Source organism: Bradyrhizobium sp. LTSP849, assembly GCF_000938255.1.
Lineage (GTDB): Bacteria > Pseudomonadota > Alphaproteobacteria > Rhizobiales > Xanthobacteraceae > Bradyrhizobium.
In genome coordinates this window covers 302,795-320,386 of record NZ_JYMR01000051.1, presented here as the reverse complement: position 1 = coordinate 320,386, position 17,592 = coordinate 302,795, and the positions used below count along the sequence as shown (strand labels likewise).

The following is a 17,592-nucleotide window of genomic DNA, read 5'->3' as shown; positions in this document are numbered from 1 at the left end:
TGCTCAAACAACAACCTAAAGCGCGATGACGATTCATCCCAATCTCATCGCGCTTTAGACTGAGCCGAATGCGCCGGCAGATACGGCTTCTTTCGCCAGATCACGCCGAGATCTGCTTCTCGGCGATCGACAGCCACTCGGCCTGCGCCTCGCGCAGATATTTTGGCGCGCGCCGCATCTGGATCAACAGCTCGTTGAAGACCAGGCGCGCCTCGGCAGTGCGGCCGACCATTTGCAGCAGCATGCCGTAGCGCACCCGCGCTTCGGCGCCCGGGAAGTAGTCGGCGACGGCGTGAAATTCCTCGAGCGCCTCATCGAGGCGGCCGACCTCGGCGAGCGCGCGGGCGTAGAGCAGATGCGCATCCGCTGAGTCGAAATCCGGCCATTGCTTCTGGAGATCGTCGAGCGTGGCGAGCGCGTCGGCCGGGCGCTTGGCGGAAAACTCGGCCTGCGCCTTGCCCAGTGCATAGAGGGGATCGTGGCCCATCGGCAGTGTCAAAATGTGGTCATAGTGCTGCTCGGCTTCACTGAAGCGGCCGATCTTCGCGCACTCTTCCGCCAGCGCCGCGCGATTGGCGATGGTGTCCGTGCCGGCCAGCCGATCGGACAGCTCACGATAGCGCTTCTCGGGATCGAGCCGGCTGGCGACGCGCTGGCGCGCCTGCCGCGCGCCGGGGCTCGAAAACCATTCTGGAATGAGCTCGACCGCGATATAGGCGAACGCGCCAATCAGCGGCACCATCAGAATGATAAAGGCCCAGGGCTGAAGGCGTCCGGTTCGCGAGGCGTGGTAGATCAGCGAAATATCGAGCAGCAGAACGATCAAAGCGACGGGCATGTGACATCCGAAAGCACAACGACAGCGCAAGATTCCTGATATCGCAACTGGCGCGACGGAACAACTTTGAGTTGCTCCTCTCCGCAAAAAAGCGACCTCGAACGCACACGCCTTGATGGCGACGTGGATTCAGTCGCGCCGATCGCTGTGGAGGTTCATGAGACGGAGAATCGACGCGGCAATTATTTGGCGTCGTCCGCAAGCAATTTCCGGTATTTCTCGACGTCGCGCGTCACGAGTTGCTGGAGCAACTCGGGCGTGTGCTCATTGTCGTCGGGTGCGACGGTCGAGAGTTCGGCAAAACGCTTCTTCACCGCGTCGGTTTCCACCGCGGTGCGCGCGGCGGCATTCAGCCTGGCGATGATGGCCGGCGGTGTGTTCTTGGGGGCGAACAGGCCGTTCCAGCCCTGCGCCTCGAATTCGGGCAGGCCCGCTTCCGCAGATGTCGGCAGATCAGGCAACGTGGCAAGCCGCACGGTCGAGCCGACCACGAGCCCCCTCACCAGCTTCTCGTTGATCGACTGCGAGACGGAGGCCGCCGCATCGCAGACACCGTCGATCTGGCTGCCGATCGCGTCCGTCAGCGCGGGCGATGCGCCGCGATAGCCGACCAGCGTGGCGTCGATCCCGGCCGCCGTCACGAAGCTCTTGCAAATGAGGTAGTTCGACGAGCCGACGCCGGCATGGCCGAGATTGATCTTGCCGGGGTTCGCCTTGGCGTAGGCGACGAACTCCTTCAAATCCTTCGCTGGGAAATCCTTGCGCAGCGCAATGATGCCGAAGGTCTTCGCCACCATCGCGATCGGCACAAAGGAATCCGGCGTGAACGGCAGTTTTGGATAGATGGTATAGGTCGCGGCATTGGTGCCGGCATTGCCGATCGCGATGGTGTAGCCATCCGGCTCGGCGCGGGAGGCGCGCGCCAGCGCGGTCGAGCCGCCGGCGCCGGCGACGTTCTCGATCACGATGGTCTGGCCGAGCGCGACGCCCATCTGCTCGGCGACGGTGCGCGCGATCACGTCCGACGTGCCGCCGGCCGCGAACGGCACGATCATGGTGATCGGACGCTTGGGAAAATCCTGCGCGAACGCAGCAGTTGCAAACGCAACGACAGCAATGGCGGCCGACAGCCGCTTCAACACGAATGAAATCACGCGGCCTTGTCCAGATGCTGAACGAGGCCTGCGAACAGGCCGCGGCCGTCGGTGCAGCCCATGATGTCTTCGACGTGGTTTTCAGGATGCGGCATCATGCCCAGCACGTTGCCCTTGTCGTTGACGAGGCCGGCGATGGAATGCGCCGCGCCGTTGATGTTGTGGCTCTCGTCGACCACGCCATCGGTGGAGCAGTAGCGATAGAGCACCCGGCCCTCGCCTTCGAGCCGCTTGATGGTCTCTTCATCCGCCTCGTAATTGCCCTCGCCATGCGCGACCGGCACGCGGATCACCTGACCGGCGTTGTAGCCGCGGGTGAACGGGGTGTCGGAGCGCTCGACGCGCAGATGGACGTCCTTGCAGATGAACTTCAGCCGCGCGTTGCGCATCAAGACGCCCGGCAGCAGGCCGGATTCGCAGAGGATCTGAAAACCGTTGCAGACGCCAAGCACGAGGCCGCCCTTGGCCGCATAATCGCGCACCGCATCCATCACCGGCGCCCGCGCCGCAATCGCGCCACAGCGAAGATAATCGCCATAGGAGAAGCCGCCCGGCACGACCACGAGATCGGTGCCGGCCGGCAGCGAGGTCTCGGCGTGCCACACCATCGTCGGCTCATGGCCCGAGATCAGCCTCAGCGCGCGCGCCATGTCGCGCTCGCGGTTGATTCCGGGAAAGACGAGGATGGCGGCTTTCATGGTTCAGGTTCCAACGCGTGCTGGGAATCGGGTTGGCCAGCGGGGGGCCAAATCGTGAAGAGACATAGCCATTTGACGGGAATTTTACCAGTGCTAGCCTCGCCGGGCGGCCTTGTACACAGGCCATAGCCACGGCACGTCTGCCCAACGATTTTGCCCGGGATTGATGCCATGAATGTCCCGTCGCTGCCCACATCCCAATCCGAACCGGTGTCCGCCGAGGGCGTCGTCGCCGCCGGCGCCTATGTCGACGGCCGGCGCGTCGCCAACATCGCCATCAGCGAGGCCTCCAGCTGGCGGGCAAAGCCCGGCCATGTGGTCTGGATTGGACTGCACGAGCCCGACATGGCGCTGCTCGGCGCGGTGCAGAAGCAGTTCGACCTGCACGAGCTCGCCATCGAGGACGCCAACAACGCCCATCAGCGGCCCAAGATCGAGCAATATGGCGAGGCCCTGTTCATCGTTGCGCGCACGGCGCAATTGATCGAGGGCCGGATCGCCTTCGGCGAGACTCACATCTTCATCGGCGATGGCTATCTCGTGACGGTCCGTCACGGCGCCTCGACCTCCTACACGGCAGTGCGCGAGCGCTGCGAGAGCTGCCCGCGCGCGCTCGCCCGCGGCGAGGACTACATCCTCTATGCGATCCTCGATTTCATCGTCGACAACTACTCTCCCGTGCTCGAGAGCATTCACGAGGAGGTCGAGGAGATCGAGGACTACGTGCTCTCGAACGCGATCACCAAGGCGCAGATCGAGCGGCTGTACATGCTGCGCCGCGACTTGCTGCGGCTGCGAAACGCCATCGGGCCCCTGGTCGAAGTCTGCCGCCGGCTGGAGCATGACGAGCTGTCAATGGTGCGCCCGGCCATGCAGACCCTGTTCCGCGACGTCACCGATCACGTCCGCAACATCCAGGAGCGCATCGATTCCATGCGCGAGGTGCTGGCCTTCGCCTTCGAAGCGAGCCTGCTGGTCGGCCAGGCCCAGGAGACCGCGGTCTCCAAGAAGCTCGCCTCGTGGCTTGCGATCCTCGCCGTCCCGACCGCAGTCGCCGGCATCTACGGGATGAACTTCAAGTACATCCCGGAGCTCCAGCTGGAATACGGCTACTTCATCGTGATGGGAATGATGGCGCTCACCTGCATCGGATTGTACTGGCGCTTCCGCCGCGTCGGATGGCTGTAGACCGGCTTCAGTGCCGTGTCGCGCTCGCGATTGCTTTCCAGGAGGACGAGAACGGCGGATTCATCTGAGCCACCTCTTTAGCCCTAGCTCACCGGTCGCTCGCTCGATCTCGAACCGCGGTAGCATTTCGAGCACTCTTGCCTTCAGGACGGACGCAGGGGTATCGGCCTGATAGATGTGCAGCAAGAATCCAACACGGTCCTCCGCCGCGACGATCAGAACAGTGCTGTCCTTCCCTTCACTAATACAAACCGCCCGACCATCCAGGCCACCTATCGAAACATCGAATACCGGACAGGAGGCGTTGGGTATTGGCGGCGGGCTACCACCGGGCCAGGGCATGTTCTGCAGGACCTGAAAAATGGCCCACTCATCCTTGGAACTACTCAACCATCCAGCCGGATCTACGAAGAACCCTCCGACTTTCGGCTCGTTCGCACACATCGGCTCAACGGTACATGAACACCCAAAACGCCCGTGCATATCCGAGCCGGCCTCCCGCTTGATGCCAGAGACGCCCAGCTTTGTTTCCGAAAGACTCAGATTGAACGAATAAAGCTGCTTCCCGCATTCCTGGAGAAGACCCGCACCGGAAGCTATTACGGGACTGCAGGTCGAATCCTGGGCCAAGTCCTGGGCCAAGGCTTTCGAAAATGAGGCAACCGAGATCAAACAAGCGATGACGGCAATCGCTCGCCTCATCCCAAGAGTTCGACCCGATAGTTCTCGATCACGGTATTCGCCAGCAGCTTGTCGGCGGCGTCCTTCAACGCCGCCTCCGCCTTGGCCTTGTCCGCGCCGGCGAGCTCGATGTCGAACACCTTGCCCTGACGGACGCTGGCGACGCCGTCGACGCCAAGCGACTTCAGCGCGCCTTCGATGGCCTTTCCTTGCGGATCGAGGATACCCGTCTTCAAGGTAACGGTGACACGTGCCTTCACGTCGAAATCCCCTTAGCTCTTCACCAGCACCGGGCCGGAGCCCGCCGGACGCTCGTTCTCCATGAGGATGCCGAGGCGCTTTGCCACTTCGGTGTAGGCCTCGAGCAGGCCACCGAGGTCGCGGCGGAAACGATCCTTGTCGAGCTTCTCGTTCGACTTGATGTCCCACAGACGGCAGGAGTCCGGCGAGATCTCATCGGCGACGATGATCCGCATCATCTCGTTCTCGAACAGGCGCCCGCATTCCATCTTGAAGTCGACGAGACGGATGCCGATGCCGAGGAAGAGGCCGGTGAGGAAGTCGTTGACACGGATGGCGAGCGCCATGATGTCGTCGATCTCCTGCGGCGTCGCCCAGCCGAACGCGGTGATGTGCTCTTCCGACACCATGGGGTCGTTGAGCTGGTCGTTCTTGTAGTAGAATTCGATGATCGAGCGCGGCAGCTGCGTGCCTTCCTCGATGCCGAGGCGCTGCGACAGCGAGCCGGCGGCAACGTTCCGCACCACCACTTCCAGCGGCACGATCTCGACTTCGCGAATCAACTGCTCGCGCATGTTGAGGCGGCGGATGAAGTGGGTCGGCACCCCGATGTCGTTGAGGTGCTGAAACAGGTACTCCGAGATCCGGTTGTTGAGGACACCCTTGCCCTCGATCACCTGATGCTTTTTCGCATTGAACGCGGTGGCGTCATCCTTGAAGTGCTGGATCAGGGTGCCGGGCTCCGGGCCTTCGTAAAGAACCTTTGCCTTGCCTTCATAAATGCGACGCCGACGGCTCATGGGGATGTACCGTGTTTTGTTGAAATCCATGTATTTGGTGTGCTCCGGTTACTAGGATTACGACCCACAGCGGAGCTGCCGTGAACAGCCTGGAACCCGCGGAAACAGAACAGGAACCAAGCTTTAGGCAACCTATCCGATTGGCTGTCCCAGCACAATCGATCCGGCTCATCCGATGCCAACTTATACCACCTTGCCTGCGGCTTAACGGCTCGTTGTTTTGCCGATTCGTGCCCCCTATCTAGGCATGCACCGGGGTCGCCGCAACGCAGGCTCCGCTCCGTTCAGCAGGGGATTGGGACAGGCATGACCACGTTCGACAAGCGCGAGGAAGGCTTTGAGAAGAAGTTCGCCCTCGACGAGGAGCAGAAATTCAAGGCGGAAGCCCGCCGCAACCGGCTGCTCGGCCTGTGGGCGGCCGAAAAGCTCGGTATCACCGGCGACGCCGCCGCGGCCTACGCCAAAGAGGTCGTTGCGGCCGACTTCGAGGAGGCCGGCGATGGCGACGTCCTGCGCAAGGTCACGGCCGATTTCGCCGCCAAGAGCGTCGCGGTCACCGAGCAGGCGATTCGCGCCAAAATGAGCGAGCTGATTGCGGTGGCGGCGGCTGAAGTGAAGGCGGGGAAATAATGGGGAGTGGCGAATAGCGAATCGGGCCTATTCGCCATTCGCCCCAATCAGCCCTCCTTGAAGCCATACTCCGGCACGTTGCCGCTGGCGCCGTAATATTTGTACGGCAGGAACTTGCCAGACATCGTGATCTTGACGCGGTCGCCCTTCGGGTTCGGCAGGCGCTCCATCACCATGTCGAAGTCAATCGCCGACATGATGCCGTCGCCGTACTCTTCCTCGATCAACGCCTTCCACGCCGGGCCGTTAACCATGACCAGCTCGTAGAAGCGATAGATCAGGGGATCGGTCGGCGGCATCGGCATGCCGCGCATCGGCGTTTCGTTCAGCATGGTGGTCTCGGACTTCGACAGGCCGAACAGTTCAGCGGCGTTGGCGGCCTGCGGCTTCGTCAATTTCATCTGGCCGAGGATGGCGCCCACAATGAGCACCTCCGAGTAGCCGCCGATCTGCTCGCAGATGTGCTTCCAGCTCCAGCCCTTCTCGCGCTTGATGTCGAGCAGCTTTTCCGTGAGGTCTTCGCGTTTCATGTCAGGCTCTCCCTTTTTTAAGCAGTCAGTCCGGGATTGGTCCCGGGTATCCGTGTCTGTCGTTGCTCTTCGCCGCTGGATGCGATCGTCAGCCCGGGCTTGCCGATGTGCACGACTGGCACGTTGCGCGGATCGTGATCGGGCTTCTCGGCGGTGAATGTCTTGCTGCGCGTCACCAGGAAGTCGATGATGTGGTTGCGCAGCGCGTAGTAGAGCGGATGGCGGTGCAGATCGGTGCGGCCGCGATCCCTGGGCAGCGGGTTTTCGACGACTTCAGCCAGCACCGCGCCCGGGCCGTTGGTCATCAGAAAAATCTTGTCGGCAAGATAGATCGCCTCGTCCACGTCATGGGTGATCATGAACGCGGTCTGCCCGGTCTCCAGACAGATCCGCCGCACCTCGTCCTGAAGCGTGCCGCGCGTCAGCGCGTCCAGCGCCGAGAACGGCTCGTCCATCAGCATCATTTTCGGCGTGATCGAGAGTGCCCGCGCGATGCCGACGCGCTGCTTCATGCCGCCGGACAGCTCGGACGGTCGCTTGTGTTCGGAGCCGGTCAGGCCGACAAGATCAATGAAAGTCTGCGCATGCGCCTTGACCTTGGCGCGATCCCATTTGCGCCATTTCGAGCTGACGGCATAGCCGACATTGCCGAGCACGGTGCGCCAGGGCAACAGCGCGTGGCTCTGGAAGATCACGGCGCGATCGAGGCTGGTGCCTGAAATCGCCTGCCCGTCGACGATGACCGCGCCCTCGCTCGGCGCGTCGAGACCGGCGAGGATGTTGAGCACCGTGGTCTTGCCGCAGCCGGAATGACCGATCACGCAGCAGAACTCGCCGCGCGCCATCGACAGCCACAGATTCTCGAACACGGTGGTCGTGGCACCGCTCGCGCCCGGATAGCGCTTGGCGATGCCTTCGATGGAGATGAATTTGTTGGTCACGACATCTACTCCGGAAACGTGACCATGCGCGTGAAGCGCGCGAGGATCTGGTCGAGCAGCATGCCGACGATCCCGATCAGCAGGATCGCGATGATGACATTGGTGATCGAGAGATTGTTCCACTCGTTCCAGACGAAATAGCCGATGCCGGTGCCGCCGACGAGCATCTCGGCCGCGACGATCACCAGCCAAGCGATGCCGATGGAGATGCGCATGCCGGTCAGGATCGTCGGCGCGGCCGCAGGCAGGATCACGGTGAAGGCACGCCTGAGCGTGCCGACCTCCAGCGTGCGCGCCACGTTGATCCACTCCTTGCGCACGCTCGCCACCCCAAAGACGGTATTGAGCAGCATCGGCCAGATCGAGCAGATGAAGATCACGAAGATCGCGGAGATCGAGGAATCCTTGATGGTGTAGAGCGCAAGCGGCATCCACGCGAGCGGCGAGATCGGTTTCAGCACCTGGATGAAGGGATCGAGCGCCTTGCTGAGTAACGGCGACATGCCGATGAGAAAGCCCAGCGGAATGGCGACGAGCACGGCGAGCAAATAGCCGAGGCCGACACGCGCAATGGAATAGCCGAGCTGAATGCCGAGCCCCTTGTCGTTCGGCCCGTTGTCGTAGAACGGCCGCTTGAGGTGCTCCCACAGCTTTGCGCCGACATCGAGCGGCCCCGGCATGGCTGATTTGCCCTGCGTCGCGGTCAGGCCCATCAGCTTGGCGTATTCCGGACTCATGGCAGCGACCGGCGCGGTCGAGCGCGTGGCGAGATGCCAGATGCCGAGGAATGCGGCGAGCAGCGCGATCGAGACGAGGCCTGCGCGGAGACGGAGGGAGGATGTCATTGCGCAAGACCTCTCCACACGTCGTCCCGGCGAAGGCCGGGACCCATAACCCCAGGGAGACGTTTGGCGAAGACTCGTTGTTCGGTACCGCTGCCTTCCGCAATCGATAGATCACGCGGTATGGGTCCCGGCCCCCGTGCGCAACGCGCACTAGGCCGGGACGACAGCGGAGAGGCAGCACGGCCCCTCACGATGCCTTCCTGATCTTGAAGCTCGCCACGTAATCCTCCGGCTTCGCCGGATCGAAATTCTTGCCCATCACCGCAAACGACTTGTAGCTGCTCGCCGGTGGCGACAGGCCCATCTCGGTCATCAGCTTCCTGGTGTCCGTCGCGAGATACACCTGCTCGGCGACCGCCTTGTAGTCGACATCGCCCTTGATCTGACCCCAGCGCTTCATCTGCGTCAGCATCCACACCGCAAACGACTGCCAGGGGAACGGATCGAAATCGACACGCTTGGCGTCGGTCTTCACGCCGCCGAGACCGTCGGCATAAGTGCCGGTCAAGACCTGCTCCAGCACCGTGACCGGCGCGTTGATGTAATTGGCCGGCGCGATGGCTTCCGCAATCTGTTTGCGGTTCTCCGCCTTCGACGCGTAGGCCGTCGCATCGACGATGGCCCGCGTCAGCGCGGCAAAGCTGTTCGGCGCGGTCGTGATGAATTCGCGGCTCGCAGCAAAGCTACAGCAGGGATGACCGTCCCATATCTCCTTTGACAGCAAATGCATGAAGCCGACACCATCATAGATCGCGCGCTGGCAGATGTTGTCGGGCGCGAGGAAGCCGTCGATGTTGTCGGCGCGCAAATTCGCGACCATTTCCGGCGGCGGCACCGAGCGCAGCTGCACGTCGGTGTCGGGATCGATCCCGTGCTCGGCGAGATAATAACGCAGCAGATAATTGTGCATGGAGTAGTCGAACGGGATCGCGAATTTCAGGCCCTTCCAGTCCTTCGGATCGCGCTTGTCCTTGTGCTTCATGGCGAGCACGATGCCCTGCCCGTTGATGTTCTCGATCGCGGGGACCGAGAACGGAATCGCATTCGCACCAAGCCCGAGCGAGATCGCGATCGGCATCGGCGCCAGCATGTGGGCGGCGTCGTATTCCTTGTTGATGGTCTTGTCGCGGATCACCGCCCAGCCGGCGGTCTTGACCACTTCGACGTTGAGGCCGTGCTTGGCGTAGAACCCGAGCGGCGCCGCCATGATGATCGGCGTGGCGCAAGTGATCGGGATGAAGCCGACCTTGAGATCCTTCTTCTCGGGTGCGCCGGTCTCGGCGAACACTTCGGTTGCCGTTTTGATCGGAAAGAACTGCGACAGCGCGGCAAGGGCAGTCGACGCACCGACCGATCTGAGGAACGCGCGCCGCGCCGCGTCCTGCGGAAACATCGCGCGCATCACGGCAGACGCCACCACGCCCTCGTAACGCTTCTCCTCGCTCTCGACCGGCTCGCAACGCAGCGCTGAGGCGGCCTGCTCATGCTCCGCCGCTGAGCGATGCTCGCCACAGACACAACCGGCACGAAGGTTTCGGTCGGGATCAAACGGATTGTCGAATGTGGACATCGGACCTCCTGCGCGCCATTGCGGGGGTGAATTACGCAAGGAGCATGCCACCCCCTCAAGCACTGCCAGTGCCTTGATGACGCAGGGATTTCGGTCGCACTTGGTCACTACGAAAACTCGTGTTATACGAAAAATCGTAATCAAATTACGAGATCACGTAATGGCAACGACGCCAATGCTTAGCCCCGACGAGGTGGCCCAGGCCATCGACCCGCGGACCGCGGCCTTCGAATCGTCGGTCGAGGCAACGCTGCTGGTGGACCCCTATGGCGACCAGATCATCGACGCCAATCCGGCCGCCTGCACCCTGCTCGGCTACGACCGCGCTTTGTTGCGGCAGACCAGGGCCAGCACCCTTCACACCGGCCAGCTCCCGGCGCTGACCGTCTTCACCCAGGCCGTGCTGCACAAGGGCGCCTACTGGACCACGACGCTGACGCCGCGTCATGCCACCGGGCAGGATCTCAGGCTCGAATATGCCGGCTGCCTCGTACGTCACGACAATCGCGTGCTGGTGCTGCTGACCCTGACCGATCTCGAAGCGCGCCACCGGCGCAATGTGGATGCCGCCGCCGAAGACCACATGCGCGGCGGGATTTCGACCTGGCAGCGGGTCGAACGTGTCTTTCAGGACATCGAGCGCGAGAACCAGTTGATCCTGCGCGCCGCCGGCGAAGGCATCTACGGCGTGAACGCCGAGGGCAAGACCACCTTCGTGAACCCCGCGGCCGAGCGGATGCTGGGCTGGACCGCCGAGGAGCTCGTCGGCAAGGAAATTCACCCGATCGTGCACCATACCCATCACGACGGCAGCCACTATCCCGACCATGATTGCCCGATCTATGCGGCGTTCCGCGACGGCGCGGTGCATCAGGTCGACGGCGAAGTGTTTTGGCGCAAGGACGGCTCGCCGGCCTGGGTCGAGTACACTTCGACGCCGATCCGCGACCGCGGCGTGGTGGTCGGCGCCGTCGTGGTGTTTCGCGACGTCAGCCAGCGGCGCGAGGCCGACGAGAAGCTGCACGCCGCCCTCGCCGAGGTCGACCGCCTGCGCGAGCGGCTTGAGCTCGAAAACGCCTATCTCCAGGAAGAAATCCGCATCGAGACCAATCCCCGCGGCATCATCGGCCAGAGCCAGGCGATCCAGAAGACGCTGCGCCAGGTCAAGCTGGTGGCGCCGGCCACCGCGGCCGTGATGATCACCGGCGAATCCGGCACCGGCAAGGAGCTGATCGCACGCGCCATCCATGAAGCCTCCGGCCGCAGCGACCGGCCGCTGATCCGCGTCAACTGTGCCGCGATCCCGCGCGAGCTGTTCGAGAGCGAGTTCTTCGGCCATGTCCGCGGCGCCTTCACGGGTGCGACGCGTGACCGCATCGGCCGGTTCGAGCTCGCCGATGGCGGCACGCTGTTTCTCGATGAGGTCGGCGAAATCCCGCTCGAATTGCAGGGCAAGCTGCTGCGCGTCCTCCAGGAAGGTGATTTCGAGCGGGTCGGCCAGGAACGCACGCGCGCGGTCGACGTCCGCGTCATCGCTGCGACCAATCGCGATTTGAAGCAGGAAGTGCAGCGCGGGCGTTTTCGCGAGGACCTCTATTTCCGCCTCAACGTGTTCCCGATCGAGACGGTGCCGCTGCGCGAACGGCGGGAGGACATTCCGCTGCTGGCCCAGCACTTCCTGACCCGCGAGAGCAAGGCGCTGAAGTCGAACCTGCGCCTGTCGGAGGGCGATGCGCGGCGGCTCACCCGCTACGACTGGCCTGGCAATGTCCGCGAATTGCAGAACGTGATCGAGCGCGCCGCGATCCTGTCGCAGAACGGCCGCTTGCGGATCGACCTGCCCGATCCCTCCGGAGCGCAAGCTCCGACCGGCGCGGCACGTCAGAAGGCCGATGCGCGGCCTTCGGTCATGACCTCGTCGGAGATGCGCGACCACGAGCGGACGAACATTCTCGCTGCACTCGAAGCGTGCGCAGGAAAAGTCTTCGGCCCCGGCGGCGCGGCGGAAATGCTTGATATCAAGCCGACCACGTTGGCTTCGCGGATCAAGGCGCTGGGCATCGCGCCTCGTCCGCGTGCGTTCGGCTCATGACGATTGAGGTCTGATCCGAATGCACCGGATCAGACCCCGCGTAGCAATCTCACGCCGCCTTGGTCGTAACCTCCGACGCAATCGGCAGGCCCTGCTCGATCGGCAGCGACGGATCGCGCGACCATTCGTTCCAGGAACCGAAATACATCCGCACGTCCTTCACGCCCGCGTTCTTCAGCGCCAGGAAGGTGTTCGAGGCGCGCGCCCCCTTGAAGCAGTAGAGATAGACCGGCGTGGTCGTCGAGATGCCGACGGTGGCGCATTCCGCCAAAATCTCGTCCTTGGACTTGAAGCGCGGGCCTTCGGCGGTCGGCTTCATCATGCGGTACCATTCCAGCCAGACGGCGCCGGGGATGCGGCCCTTGCGGGGGCAGAAATCCTTGCCGTAGGGCGACGAGCTGTCACCGATCCACTCGTCGACATCGCGCACGTCGAGGATGGCGATGCCGGGCTTGCCGACGGCGCCAAGCATGGTCTTCGCATCGATCAGGATCTCGCCGGCCTCAGGCACGATCGAGAACGAGGCTTTTGCGGGCGCCGGAACGTCCTTCGTCACGGGGAAGCCTGCGGCCGACCACGCGTCGAAGCCGCCATGCAGCACCTTCACCTTGGGATAACCGAGCATGGTGAGAAGGTAGTAGCCGCGGCAGGATTGGCCGAAGCCGGAATTCATCGACTGTTCGTAGATCACAGCCGTCTCCTTGCCGGAAAGACCGGCGCCGCCGAAGGCGTCAGCGAATTTCGTCTTGAGCTCGGCCATGCCTTCTGGCGTGGAGGTCGCCAGAAAGGTGAAAATCTCATGCACGTTGACGGCATTGGGCAGATGCCCGGCGGCGTAGGCGTCGGGGTTGCGGGTGTCGACGACGACACACGGTTCGGTTTTCAAGAGATCGGCAAGTTCGACGGCAGTAATCAGGACGTCAGTCATGGCAGCCTCTCCGTTGAGGTTGGGGGTCTTCGGGGGTGGGCACGTAAAAAATCAGGCGTCGGCGAGCATCTTGCGCAACTGCTTGGTTGCGGGCGTAACGATCGCGACGAAATAGGCCTCGCGCAGACGCCGCTGCACGCGGTGACTTTTGAGATAGCCGCGCGCGCCACAATGCAGCATCGCCGCATGCGCCGCCGCGACGCTGGCTTCACCCGCGCGAAGCCTGAGCGCGATCACCTTGCGCCAGTAGGTCTCCTCTTCGTTGTAGGGATCGCGCGCCAGCGCCATGGTTTCCGCCTCGAGTTCGGCGGCGAGATCGCGGAAATGCACGGGCTGTTGCGGCAGATAGCGGTTGATGTGACCGAGGGAGCCGTCGACCTCGTCCATGATGTTGATGCAGTCCCGGATCAGGCCGAGCGCCATGCCGGCCTGGAGCAGGATGAATCCGGCACGGATTTTCTTGACGAAGGGTGCCGCGGGGTCGGCGAGGATCAGCTCATCCGGCACGAAGACGTCGCGGAACTGCACGCCGTAGGTGCCGGTGCCGTCCATGGCGAGGAACGGCTTGCACGGCGTCAGCGTGATCGCGGGATCGGCGCAGTCGGCCAGGAACATCACGGTGCCGGGCTCGCCGCTTGCGATGCCCGGTTCGTCCTCGCGCTCGAAGATGGTGCCGAAGTAGTGGTCGGGGCCGAGATTGGAGACCCAGGGCAGCGCGCCGCGGACGACGTAGCCGCCATCGACCTTGCGTCCCTTCAGCTTGAGCTTCTCGATGCCGAAAAAGCTCTTCATCGGGTTCGAAAGCCCGGTACCACCGAGCACTCGGCCGGTCGAGAAGGCATCGCCGAAGCGTTTGGCGAGCTTCATATTGGTCGAGTTGGCGGCGTACCAGACCAGCGTGTTCTGGCACCACGCCATGAAGGCGGTGGCGCCGCAGATCTCACCGATCGCCGCCATCGCCTGGATGGCGCAACGCAAATCGGCTGGCCCTTCGTGCGGCATGTGACTGCCCCAGGCGCCGACCGTGCCGAATGCACGCAATATTTCGGCCGGATAGACCGAGCCGGCATCGATGCCGGCGGCGAGCGGCGCCAGCTGCTCGCGCGATATCCGCGCCACCTCATCCGCAATGGACGGTGCGGGCTGATCTAAAGCTTCGACCCGCGATAATGCCAGTGAACCCATGATCGTCTCCCGCACCTTTTCCATTGCCGCTGGCAGCTCAGATGCCGACCTCGAGATTGACCGGGCGGGTGAAGGTGTTGGCGACCGGCGACCATTGCTTCACATGGGCGACCAGCGCGTTGATCTCGTCCTGCGAGACGCCCTCGCACTCCATGTCGACCTTGACGCGCACGTCAGTGAAACCGACCGGCTTGTCCGAGGTGTCGCCGGTGCCCCAGACCGCGGTGATGTTGAGGTCGCCTTCGAGCTCGAGCTCGAGCTTGTTGACGATCCAGCCGCGATGCACGGCGTTGGCATGCAGGCCGACCGCGAGGCAGGAGCCGAGCGCGGCGAGCGAGGCTTCCGACGGATTGGGCGCGGTGTCGTCACCCAGAAGGCCCGGCGGCTCGTCGACGATGTAGGGCGGCAGATTGCGGATGTAGTTTGCGTGACGGAACTTGCCCTCCGCGACCGTCTTGCATTTCAAGGTCTTGATGACCTTCGGATTGGCCTTGCCGTTGGCGATCAGTTGCTCGAGCCCATTCTTGTCGATGGGCGCGAGGCAACCCGTCAGCACTGTTTTTTGAACGACGGCAGTCATCAGTTTTCTCCCTGGCAGCCGAGGAAATCGGCAGTGTACCGAACGGTCTGTTTCCTTGCATGGAGCGTGCCAGAGGCGGCCAAAATCAAAATGCGAAGCATTGGAGCCGCTTAGCGATGGCTGCCTGCGGATTGGTCAGCCGCCTCCTGCTCAAAGGCGGAGCAGATGTGCTTTCTCCTGCGAATCTTTTCAGCGCGGAACAGATGCGGCTTGCTGATGCGGCGCGGCTGCGGGTAAGTTTGGACTCATGGCCAAGCCCTCATCGAACAAGACGTCATCGAAGACGAAATCCAGTTCGCCGCACGCCGGCGCCGGCGAAGACGAGTCCGCGCGCGGGCGCCTGCTCAACGCGGCGACGCATCTGTTCTGCAAGAACGGCATCAACGCCACCGGCATCGATGCGATCATCGAGGAAGCCGGCACCGCGAAGACCACGCTCTACAAGCTGTTCGGCTCCAAGACCAACCTCGTCAACGCGGTGCTGGAGAGCGAAGGCAAGCAGTGGCGCGAATGGTTCATCGGCGCCATGGAAGCAGGCGGCGGCGACGCGCAGACCAAACTCACGCGCATCTTCCCCGCGCTGAAGAGCTGGTTCGCCGAAGAGCGCTTCTACGGCTGCCCCTTCATCAATGCAGTCGGCGAGCACGACAAGGACGCCAAGCAATTCCGCAACATCGCGATGAAGCACAAGAAGATCGTGCTCGGCCACATCGAGAAGCTCGCCGGCGAGCTGGGTTCGGCGGAGCCCCTGGTGCTCGCGCATCAGCTCGGGTTGTTGATCGACGGCGCGATCGTGGCCGCGATGGTGTCGCGCGATCCGGGTGTGGCCGATACGGCCGCGCTCACGGCGGGACCCTTGCTCAGGCAGTCAAAGGCGAAGAAGAAGCGCGCGGCGGACCAGCTCGAAGCGGTGTGATCGCTCCGTCCTCACGGCGTAGCCCGCATGAGCGCAGCGACATGCGGGACTTTTCCCCGGATATCGCTGCGCTCATCCGGGCTACGAAGATCTCGTAGGGTGGGCAAAGGCGCAAAGCGCCGTGCCCACCATTTCTACCTCAGTTGATCGATCGAAGATTGGTGGGCACGCTTCGCTTTGCCCACCCTACGAGGTGCGCCCCGCCTTCCGATCTCGCTGCAATGCGCCAGTGAATCGCTCGATCGCCTCGAGCACCGGTCGCTGATCGCCTGCAAAGAACCAATGATCATTGCCATCGAACTCGACAAATTGAGCACCAGTGATCCGGCTCGCGACATCGCGGCCGGCCGCGATACGCACGGCCTGGTCGTCCCGCCGGTGCAGCACCAGCGTCGGCACGGTTATTTGCGGCAGAAGGTGTCGCACGTCGGCGTCGCGAAACGCCTCGAGCACGGCCCAAACGCCGCCCGGACTGGAGGCCGCGCGCAGCACCCCGGCCCACCAAGCCCTTGCCTGGGGATCACCGGCAAGGCTCGGCGCGAAAGTTTCGATCCCGGCGGGGCTACCCCATTGCGCGATGAGTTGCTGGCGCCAAGCGTCATACTGGCTTGCGCGCAACGCGTGCGGATAGTCCGGTGCCCAACAGCCCTTTGCCAACGCGCCGAACAGAATGAGGCCGGTCGTGAGTCGGGGTTCATCGACCGCAAACCGGATGCAGGCCGGTCCGCATTCAGATGCGCCAAACAGCACGACGCGACGTGCGCCCGCTGCCCGCAGCACGGTGCGAATATCCTCTGCGGTGACATCAATACCCGGCGCTGATCCAACCCGGTCGGACAGCCCGATACCGCGACGATCGAACATGATGAGTCGCCCGAGCCTCATCAATGAAGTCAGGAATGCCCGGTTCGCGGGATTCTCCCAGGCGCGTTCCACATGCGACACGAAGCCGGGCATGACCAGGATATCGAGCGGGCCGCTTCCATAGGTCTGATAAGCCAAGTGCACACCGGCGCCTTGGACGTAGCGCGTTGTCGGAAGGGCGGCGAGCAATGAAGCCGCACCGGGGTCCATGAGGGCCTCGGTCTCAGCTTCCGGCGCGACCCCAAGCTCGTCGCGCAACCGCTGTGTCAGTGCTGCGAGGTGCCGTTCTGCCGCGCTTCGGTCGCCGGCCAGCAGCAGGCTGCGGATCAGATGTCGGCCATACACCTCGCTCAACGGATCGAGTTCGACCAGACGTCCCGCATGCGCGGTCGCTGCAAAGTGGTCGCCGGCGGTAGTCTTGTCCTGCACGAGACGCTCCAGCGCGTGCATGAGCCGTCCCCGCAGCGCTTCCCGGCGAAAGAACGCCCAATCGTCGAATTCGCGACAGTCGGCGAGAGCGAAGCCGGCGAGGAAGTCGCCGCTATAAATCGAGCAGGCTTCCTCAAAGTCGCCGCGGTCGCAGGCGCTTTCGAACAGATGCGTATCGACGCTGAGCTCGACCTCCGGAGACCATCGCAGGCTGGTGCGGTCGGTCTCGAAAACCGGCTGCCCCAGCGCCAGCTCGACGCGATGAAGCAGACGCCGCAATCGCGCGAGGCCGGTCTCGCGGTCAGTCTCGGGCCACAGCAACGTGGCAATGACATCCCGCGCGACGGCGCCTTTGGCCTCGGCGAGATAGATCAGCAGCGCAAGACCCTTGCGCAGGTTCAGCTTGATCGGGCGGTCGTCGGCGACAATCTCCGGGAATCCCAGCGTCCGGAGCGAGAAGGCGGCCATGACATTGTCCCTCCC

The 17,592-nt window shown here is 63.3% G+C and carries 18 protein-coding genes; 4 read left to right on the top strand and 14 right to left on the bottom strand.

Features of this window, described 5'->3' with window-relative positions:
* Positions 1–100: 100 nt before the first annotated feature.
* From UB31_RS30125 to purQ, 3 genes are all read right to left on the bottom strand, one after another.
* A complete protein-coding gene (locus UB31_RS30125; RefSeq protein ID WP_045008511.1) occupies positions 101–838 on the bottom strand; it encodes a tetratricopeptide repeat protein in 738 nt (245 codons plus the stop codon).
* A 182-nt stretch (positions 839–1,020) separates the two neighbouring features.
* Positions 1,021–1,992: a tripartite tricarboxylate transporter substrate binding protein BugD gene (locus UB31_RS30120; protein ID WP_045008512.1), complete on the bottom strand. Its 972-nt coding sequence runs from the start codon at positions 1,990–1,992 to the stop codon at positions 1,021–1,023.
* Entirely contained in the window at positions 1,989–2,690 is a 702-nt protein-coding gene (gene purQ, locus UB31_RS30115; RefSeq protein ID WP_045008513.1) for a phosphoribosylformylglycinamidine synthase subunit PurQ, read from the bottom strand. The genes UB31_RS30120 and purQ overlap by 4 nt, the downstream gene beginning before the upstream one ends.
* A gap of 171 nt (positions 2,691–2,861) precedes the next feature.
* Between purQ and corA the strand changes: the two genes are divergently transcribed.
* Positions 2,862–3,878, top strand: a complete 1,017-nt coding sequence (corA, locus tag UB31_RS30110) for a magnesium/cobalt transporter CorA (protein ID WP_045008514.1) — start codon at positions 2,862–2,864, stop codon at positions 3,876–3,878.
* A 60-nt stretch (positions 3,879–3,938) separates the two neighbouring features.
* Here corA and UB31_RS30105 read toward each other — a convergent pair whose 3' ends face one another.
* Genes UB31_RS30105 through purC form a run of 3 tightly spaced genes read right to left on the bottom strand, consistent with a single transcriptional unit; the run spans position 3,939 to position 5,599 of the window.
* Positions 3,939–4,580, bottom strand: coding sequence for a hypothetical protein (locus tag UB31_RS30105; protein WP_045013442.1), 642 nt, complete (start codon positions 4,578–4,580; stop codon positions 3,939–3,941).
* Positions 4,577–4,819: a phosphoribosylformylglycinamidine synthase subunit PurS gene (purS, locus tag UB31_RS30100; RefSeq protein ID WP_008135030.1), complete on the bottom strand. Its 243-nt coding sequence runs from the start codon at positions 4,817–4,819 to the stop codon at positions 4,577–4,579. The genes UB31_RS30105 and purS overlap by 4 nt, the downstream gene beginning before the upstream one ends.
* A gap of 12 nt (positions 4,820–4,831) precedes the next feature.
* Complete coding sequence (gene purC, locus UB31_RS30095) at positions 4,832–5,599, bottom strand: phosphoribosylaminoimidazolesuccinocarboxamide synthase (protein WP_008974302.1); 768 nt, start codon at positions 5,597–5,599, stop codon at positions 4,832–4,834.
* A 306-nt stretch (positions 5,600–5,905) separates the two neighbouring features.
* Between purC and UB31_RS30090 the strand changes: the two genes are divergently transcribed.
* Positions 5,906–6,229: a DUF1476 domain-containing protein gene (locus UB31_RS30090; protein ID WP_045008516.1), complete on the top strand. Its 324-nt coding sequence runs from the start codon at positions 5,906–5,908 to the stop codon at positions 6,227–6,229.
* 47 nt (positions 6,230–6,276) lie between these two features.
* Here UB31_RS30090 and cynS read toward each other — a convergent pair whose 3' ends face one another.
* The 4 genes from cynS to UB31_RS30070 form a co-directional block, all read right to left on the bottom strand.
* Complete coding sequence (gene cynS / locus UB31_RS30085; protein ID WP_045008517.1) at positions 6,277–6,759, bottom strand: cyanase; 483 nt, start codon at positions 6,757–6,759, stop codon at positions 6,277–6,279.
* A gap of 17 nt (positions 6,760–6,776) precedes the next feature.
* Positions 6,777–7,700, bottom strand: coding sequence for an ABC transporter ATP-binding protein (locus UB31_RS30080; protein WP_045008518.1), 924 nt, complete (start codon positions 7,698–7,700; stop codon positions 6,777–6,779).
* 5 nt (positions 7,701–7,705) lie between these two features.
* Positions 7,706–8,545, bottom strand: a complete 840-nt coding sequence (ntrB, locus tag UB31_RS30075; protein WP_045008519.1) for a nitrate ABC transporter permease — start codon at positions 8,543–8,545, stop codon at positions 7,706–7,708.
* A 187-nt stretch (positions 8,546–8,732) separates the two neighbouring features.
* Positions 8,733–10,115 (bottom strand): CmpA/NrtA family ABC transporter substrate-binding protein, encoded by a 1,383-nt coding sequence (locus UB31_RS30070; protein ID WP_045008520.1) that lies wholly within the window; start codon positions 10,113–10,115, stop codon positions 8,733–8,735.
* A gap of 160 nt (positions 10,116–10,275) precedes the next feature.
* On the opposite strand from UB31_RS30070, the gene UB31_RS30065 reads away from it, so the two are divergent.
* Complete coding sequence (locus UB31_RS30065) at positions 10,276–12,207, top strand: sigma 54-interacting transcriptional regulator (RefSeq protein WP_045008521.1); 1,932 nt, start codon at positions 10,276–10,278, stop codon at positions 12,205–12,207.
* Between the two features lie 49 nt (positions 12,208–12,256).
* Here UB31_RS30065 and UB31_RS30060 read toward each other — a convergent pair whose 3' ends face one another.
* Genes UB31_RS30060 through UB31_RS30050 form a run of 3 tightly spaced genes read right to left on the bottom strand, consistent with a single transcriptional unit; the run spans position 12,257 to position 14,900 of the window.
* Positions 12,257–13,135 carry a sulfurtransferase gene (locus UB31_RS30060; RefSeq protein ID WP_045013441.1) on the bottom strand — a complete coding sequence of 293 codons (879 nt, stop codon included), beginning with the start codon at positions 13,133–13,135 and terminating at the stop codon, positions 12,257–12,259.
* 51 nt (positions 13,136–13,186) lie between these two features.
* Entirely contained in the window at positions 13,187–14,320 is a 1,134-nt protein-coding gene (locus tag UB31_RS30055; protein WP_045013527.1) for an acyl-CoA dehydrogenase family protein, read from the bottom strand.
* A gap of 37 nt (positions 14,321–14,357) precedes the next feature.
* On the bottom strand, positions 14,358–14,900 hold the full coding sequence (locus tag UB31_RS30050) for an OsmC family protein (RefSeq protein ID WP_045008523.1): 543 nt from the start codon (positions 14,898–14,900) through the stop codon (positions 14,358–14,360).
* Positions 14,901–15,147: 247 nt separating this feature from the next.
* Here UB31_RS30050 and UB31_RS30045 point away from each other — a divergent pair, with 247 nt between their 5' ends.
* Positions 15,148–15,816, top strand: a complete 669-nt coding sequence (locus UB31_RS30045; protein ID WP_045008524.1) for a TetR/AcrR family transcriptional regulator — start codon at positions 15,148–15,150, stop codon at positions 15,814–15,816.
* A 186-nt stretch (positions 15,817–16,002) separates the two neighbouring features.
* Here the strand turns inward: UB31_RS30045 and UB31_RS30040 are convergent, their stop codons facing one another.
* On the bottom strand, positions 16,003–17,577 hold the full coding sequence (locus UB31_RS30040) for a bifunctional AfsR/SARP family transcriptional regulator/alpha/beta hydrolase (RefSeq protein WP_045013440.1): 1,575 nt from the start codon (positions 17,575–17,577) through the stop codon (positions 16,003–16,005).
* Between the last annotated feature and the right edge of the window lie 15 nt (positions 17,578–17,592).

What these genes read in the sequence shown, in the direction of transcription:
- UB31_RS30125 (WP_045008511.1), bottom strand. Translation starts at nt 838, where the DNA reads ATGCCCGTCGCTTTGATCGTTCTGCTGCTCGATATTTCGCTGATCTAC.
- purQ (WP_045008513.1), bottom strand. Translation starts at nt 2,690, where the DNA reads ATGAAAGCCGCCATCCTCGTCTTTCCCGGAATCAACCGCGAGCGCGAC.
- corA (WP_045008514.1), top strand. Translation starts at nt 2,862, where the DNA reads ATGAATGTCCCGTCGCTGCCCACATCCCAATCCGAACCGGTGTCCGCC.
- UB31_RS30105 (WP_045013442.1), bottom strand. Translation starts at nt 4,580, where the DNA reads ATGAGGCGAGCGATTGCCGTCATCGCTTGTTTGATCTCGGTTGCCTCA.
- purC (WP_008974302.1), bottom strand. Translation starts at nt 5,599, where the DNA reads ATGAGCCGTCGGCGTCGCATTTATGAAGGCAAGGCAAAGGTTCTTTAC.
- UB31_RS30090 (WP_045008516.1), top strand. Translation starts at nt 5,906, where the DNA reads ATGACCACGTTCGACAAGCGCGAGGAAGGCTTTGAGAAGAAGTTCGCC.
- cynS (WP_045008517.1), bottom strand. Translation starts at nt 6,759, where the DNA reads ATGAAACGCGAAGACCTCACGGAAAAGCTGCTCGACATCAAGCGCGAG.
- ntrB (WP_045008519.1), bottom strand. Translation starts at nt 8,545, where the DNA reads ATGACATCCTCCCTCCGTCTCCGCGCAGGCCTCGTCTCGATCGCGCTG.
- UB31_RS30070 (WP_045008520.1), bottom strand. Translation starts at nt 10,115, where the DNA reads ATGTCCACATTCGACAATCCGTTTGATCCCGACCGAAACCTTCGTGCC.
- UB31_RS30065 (WP_045008521.1), top strand. Translation starts at nt 10,276, where the DNA reads ATGGCAACGACGCCAATGCTTAGCCCCGACGAGGTGGCCCAGGCCATC.
- UB31_RS30060 (WP_045013441.1), bottom strand. Translation starts at nt 13,135, where the DNA reads ATGACTGACGTCCTGATTACTGCCGTCGAACTTGCCGATCTCTTGAAA.
- UB31_RS30055 (WP_045013527.1), bottom strand. Translation starts at nt 14,320, where the DNA reads ATGGGTTCACTGGCATTATCGCGGGTCGAAGCTTTAGATCAGCCCGCA.
- UB31_RS30050 (WP_045008523.1), bottom strand. Translation starts at nt 14,900, where the DNA reads ATGACTGCCGTCGTTCAAAAAACAGTGCTGACGGGTTGCCTCGCGCCC.
- UB31_RS30045 (WP_045008524.1), top strand. Translation starts at nt 15,148, where the DNA reads ATGGCCAAGCCCTCATCGAACAAGACGTCATCGAAGACGAAATCCAGT.
- UB31_RS30040 (WP_045013440.1), bottom strand. Translation starts at nt 17,577, where the DNA reads ATGGCCGCCTTCTCGCTCCGGACGCTGGGATTCCCGGAGATTGTCGCC.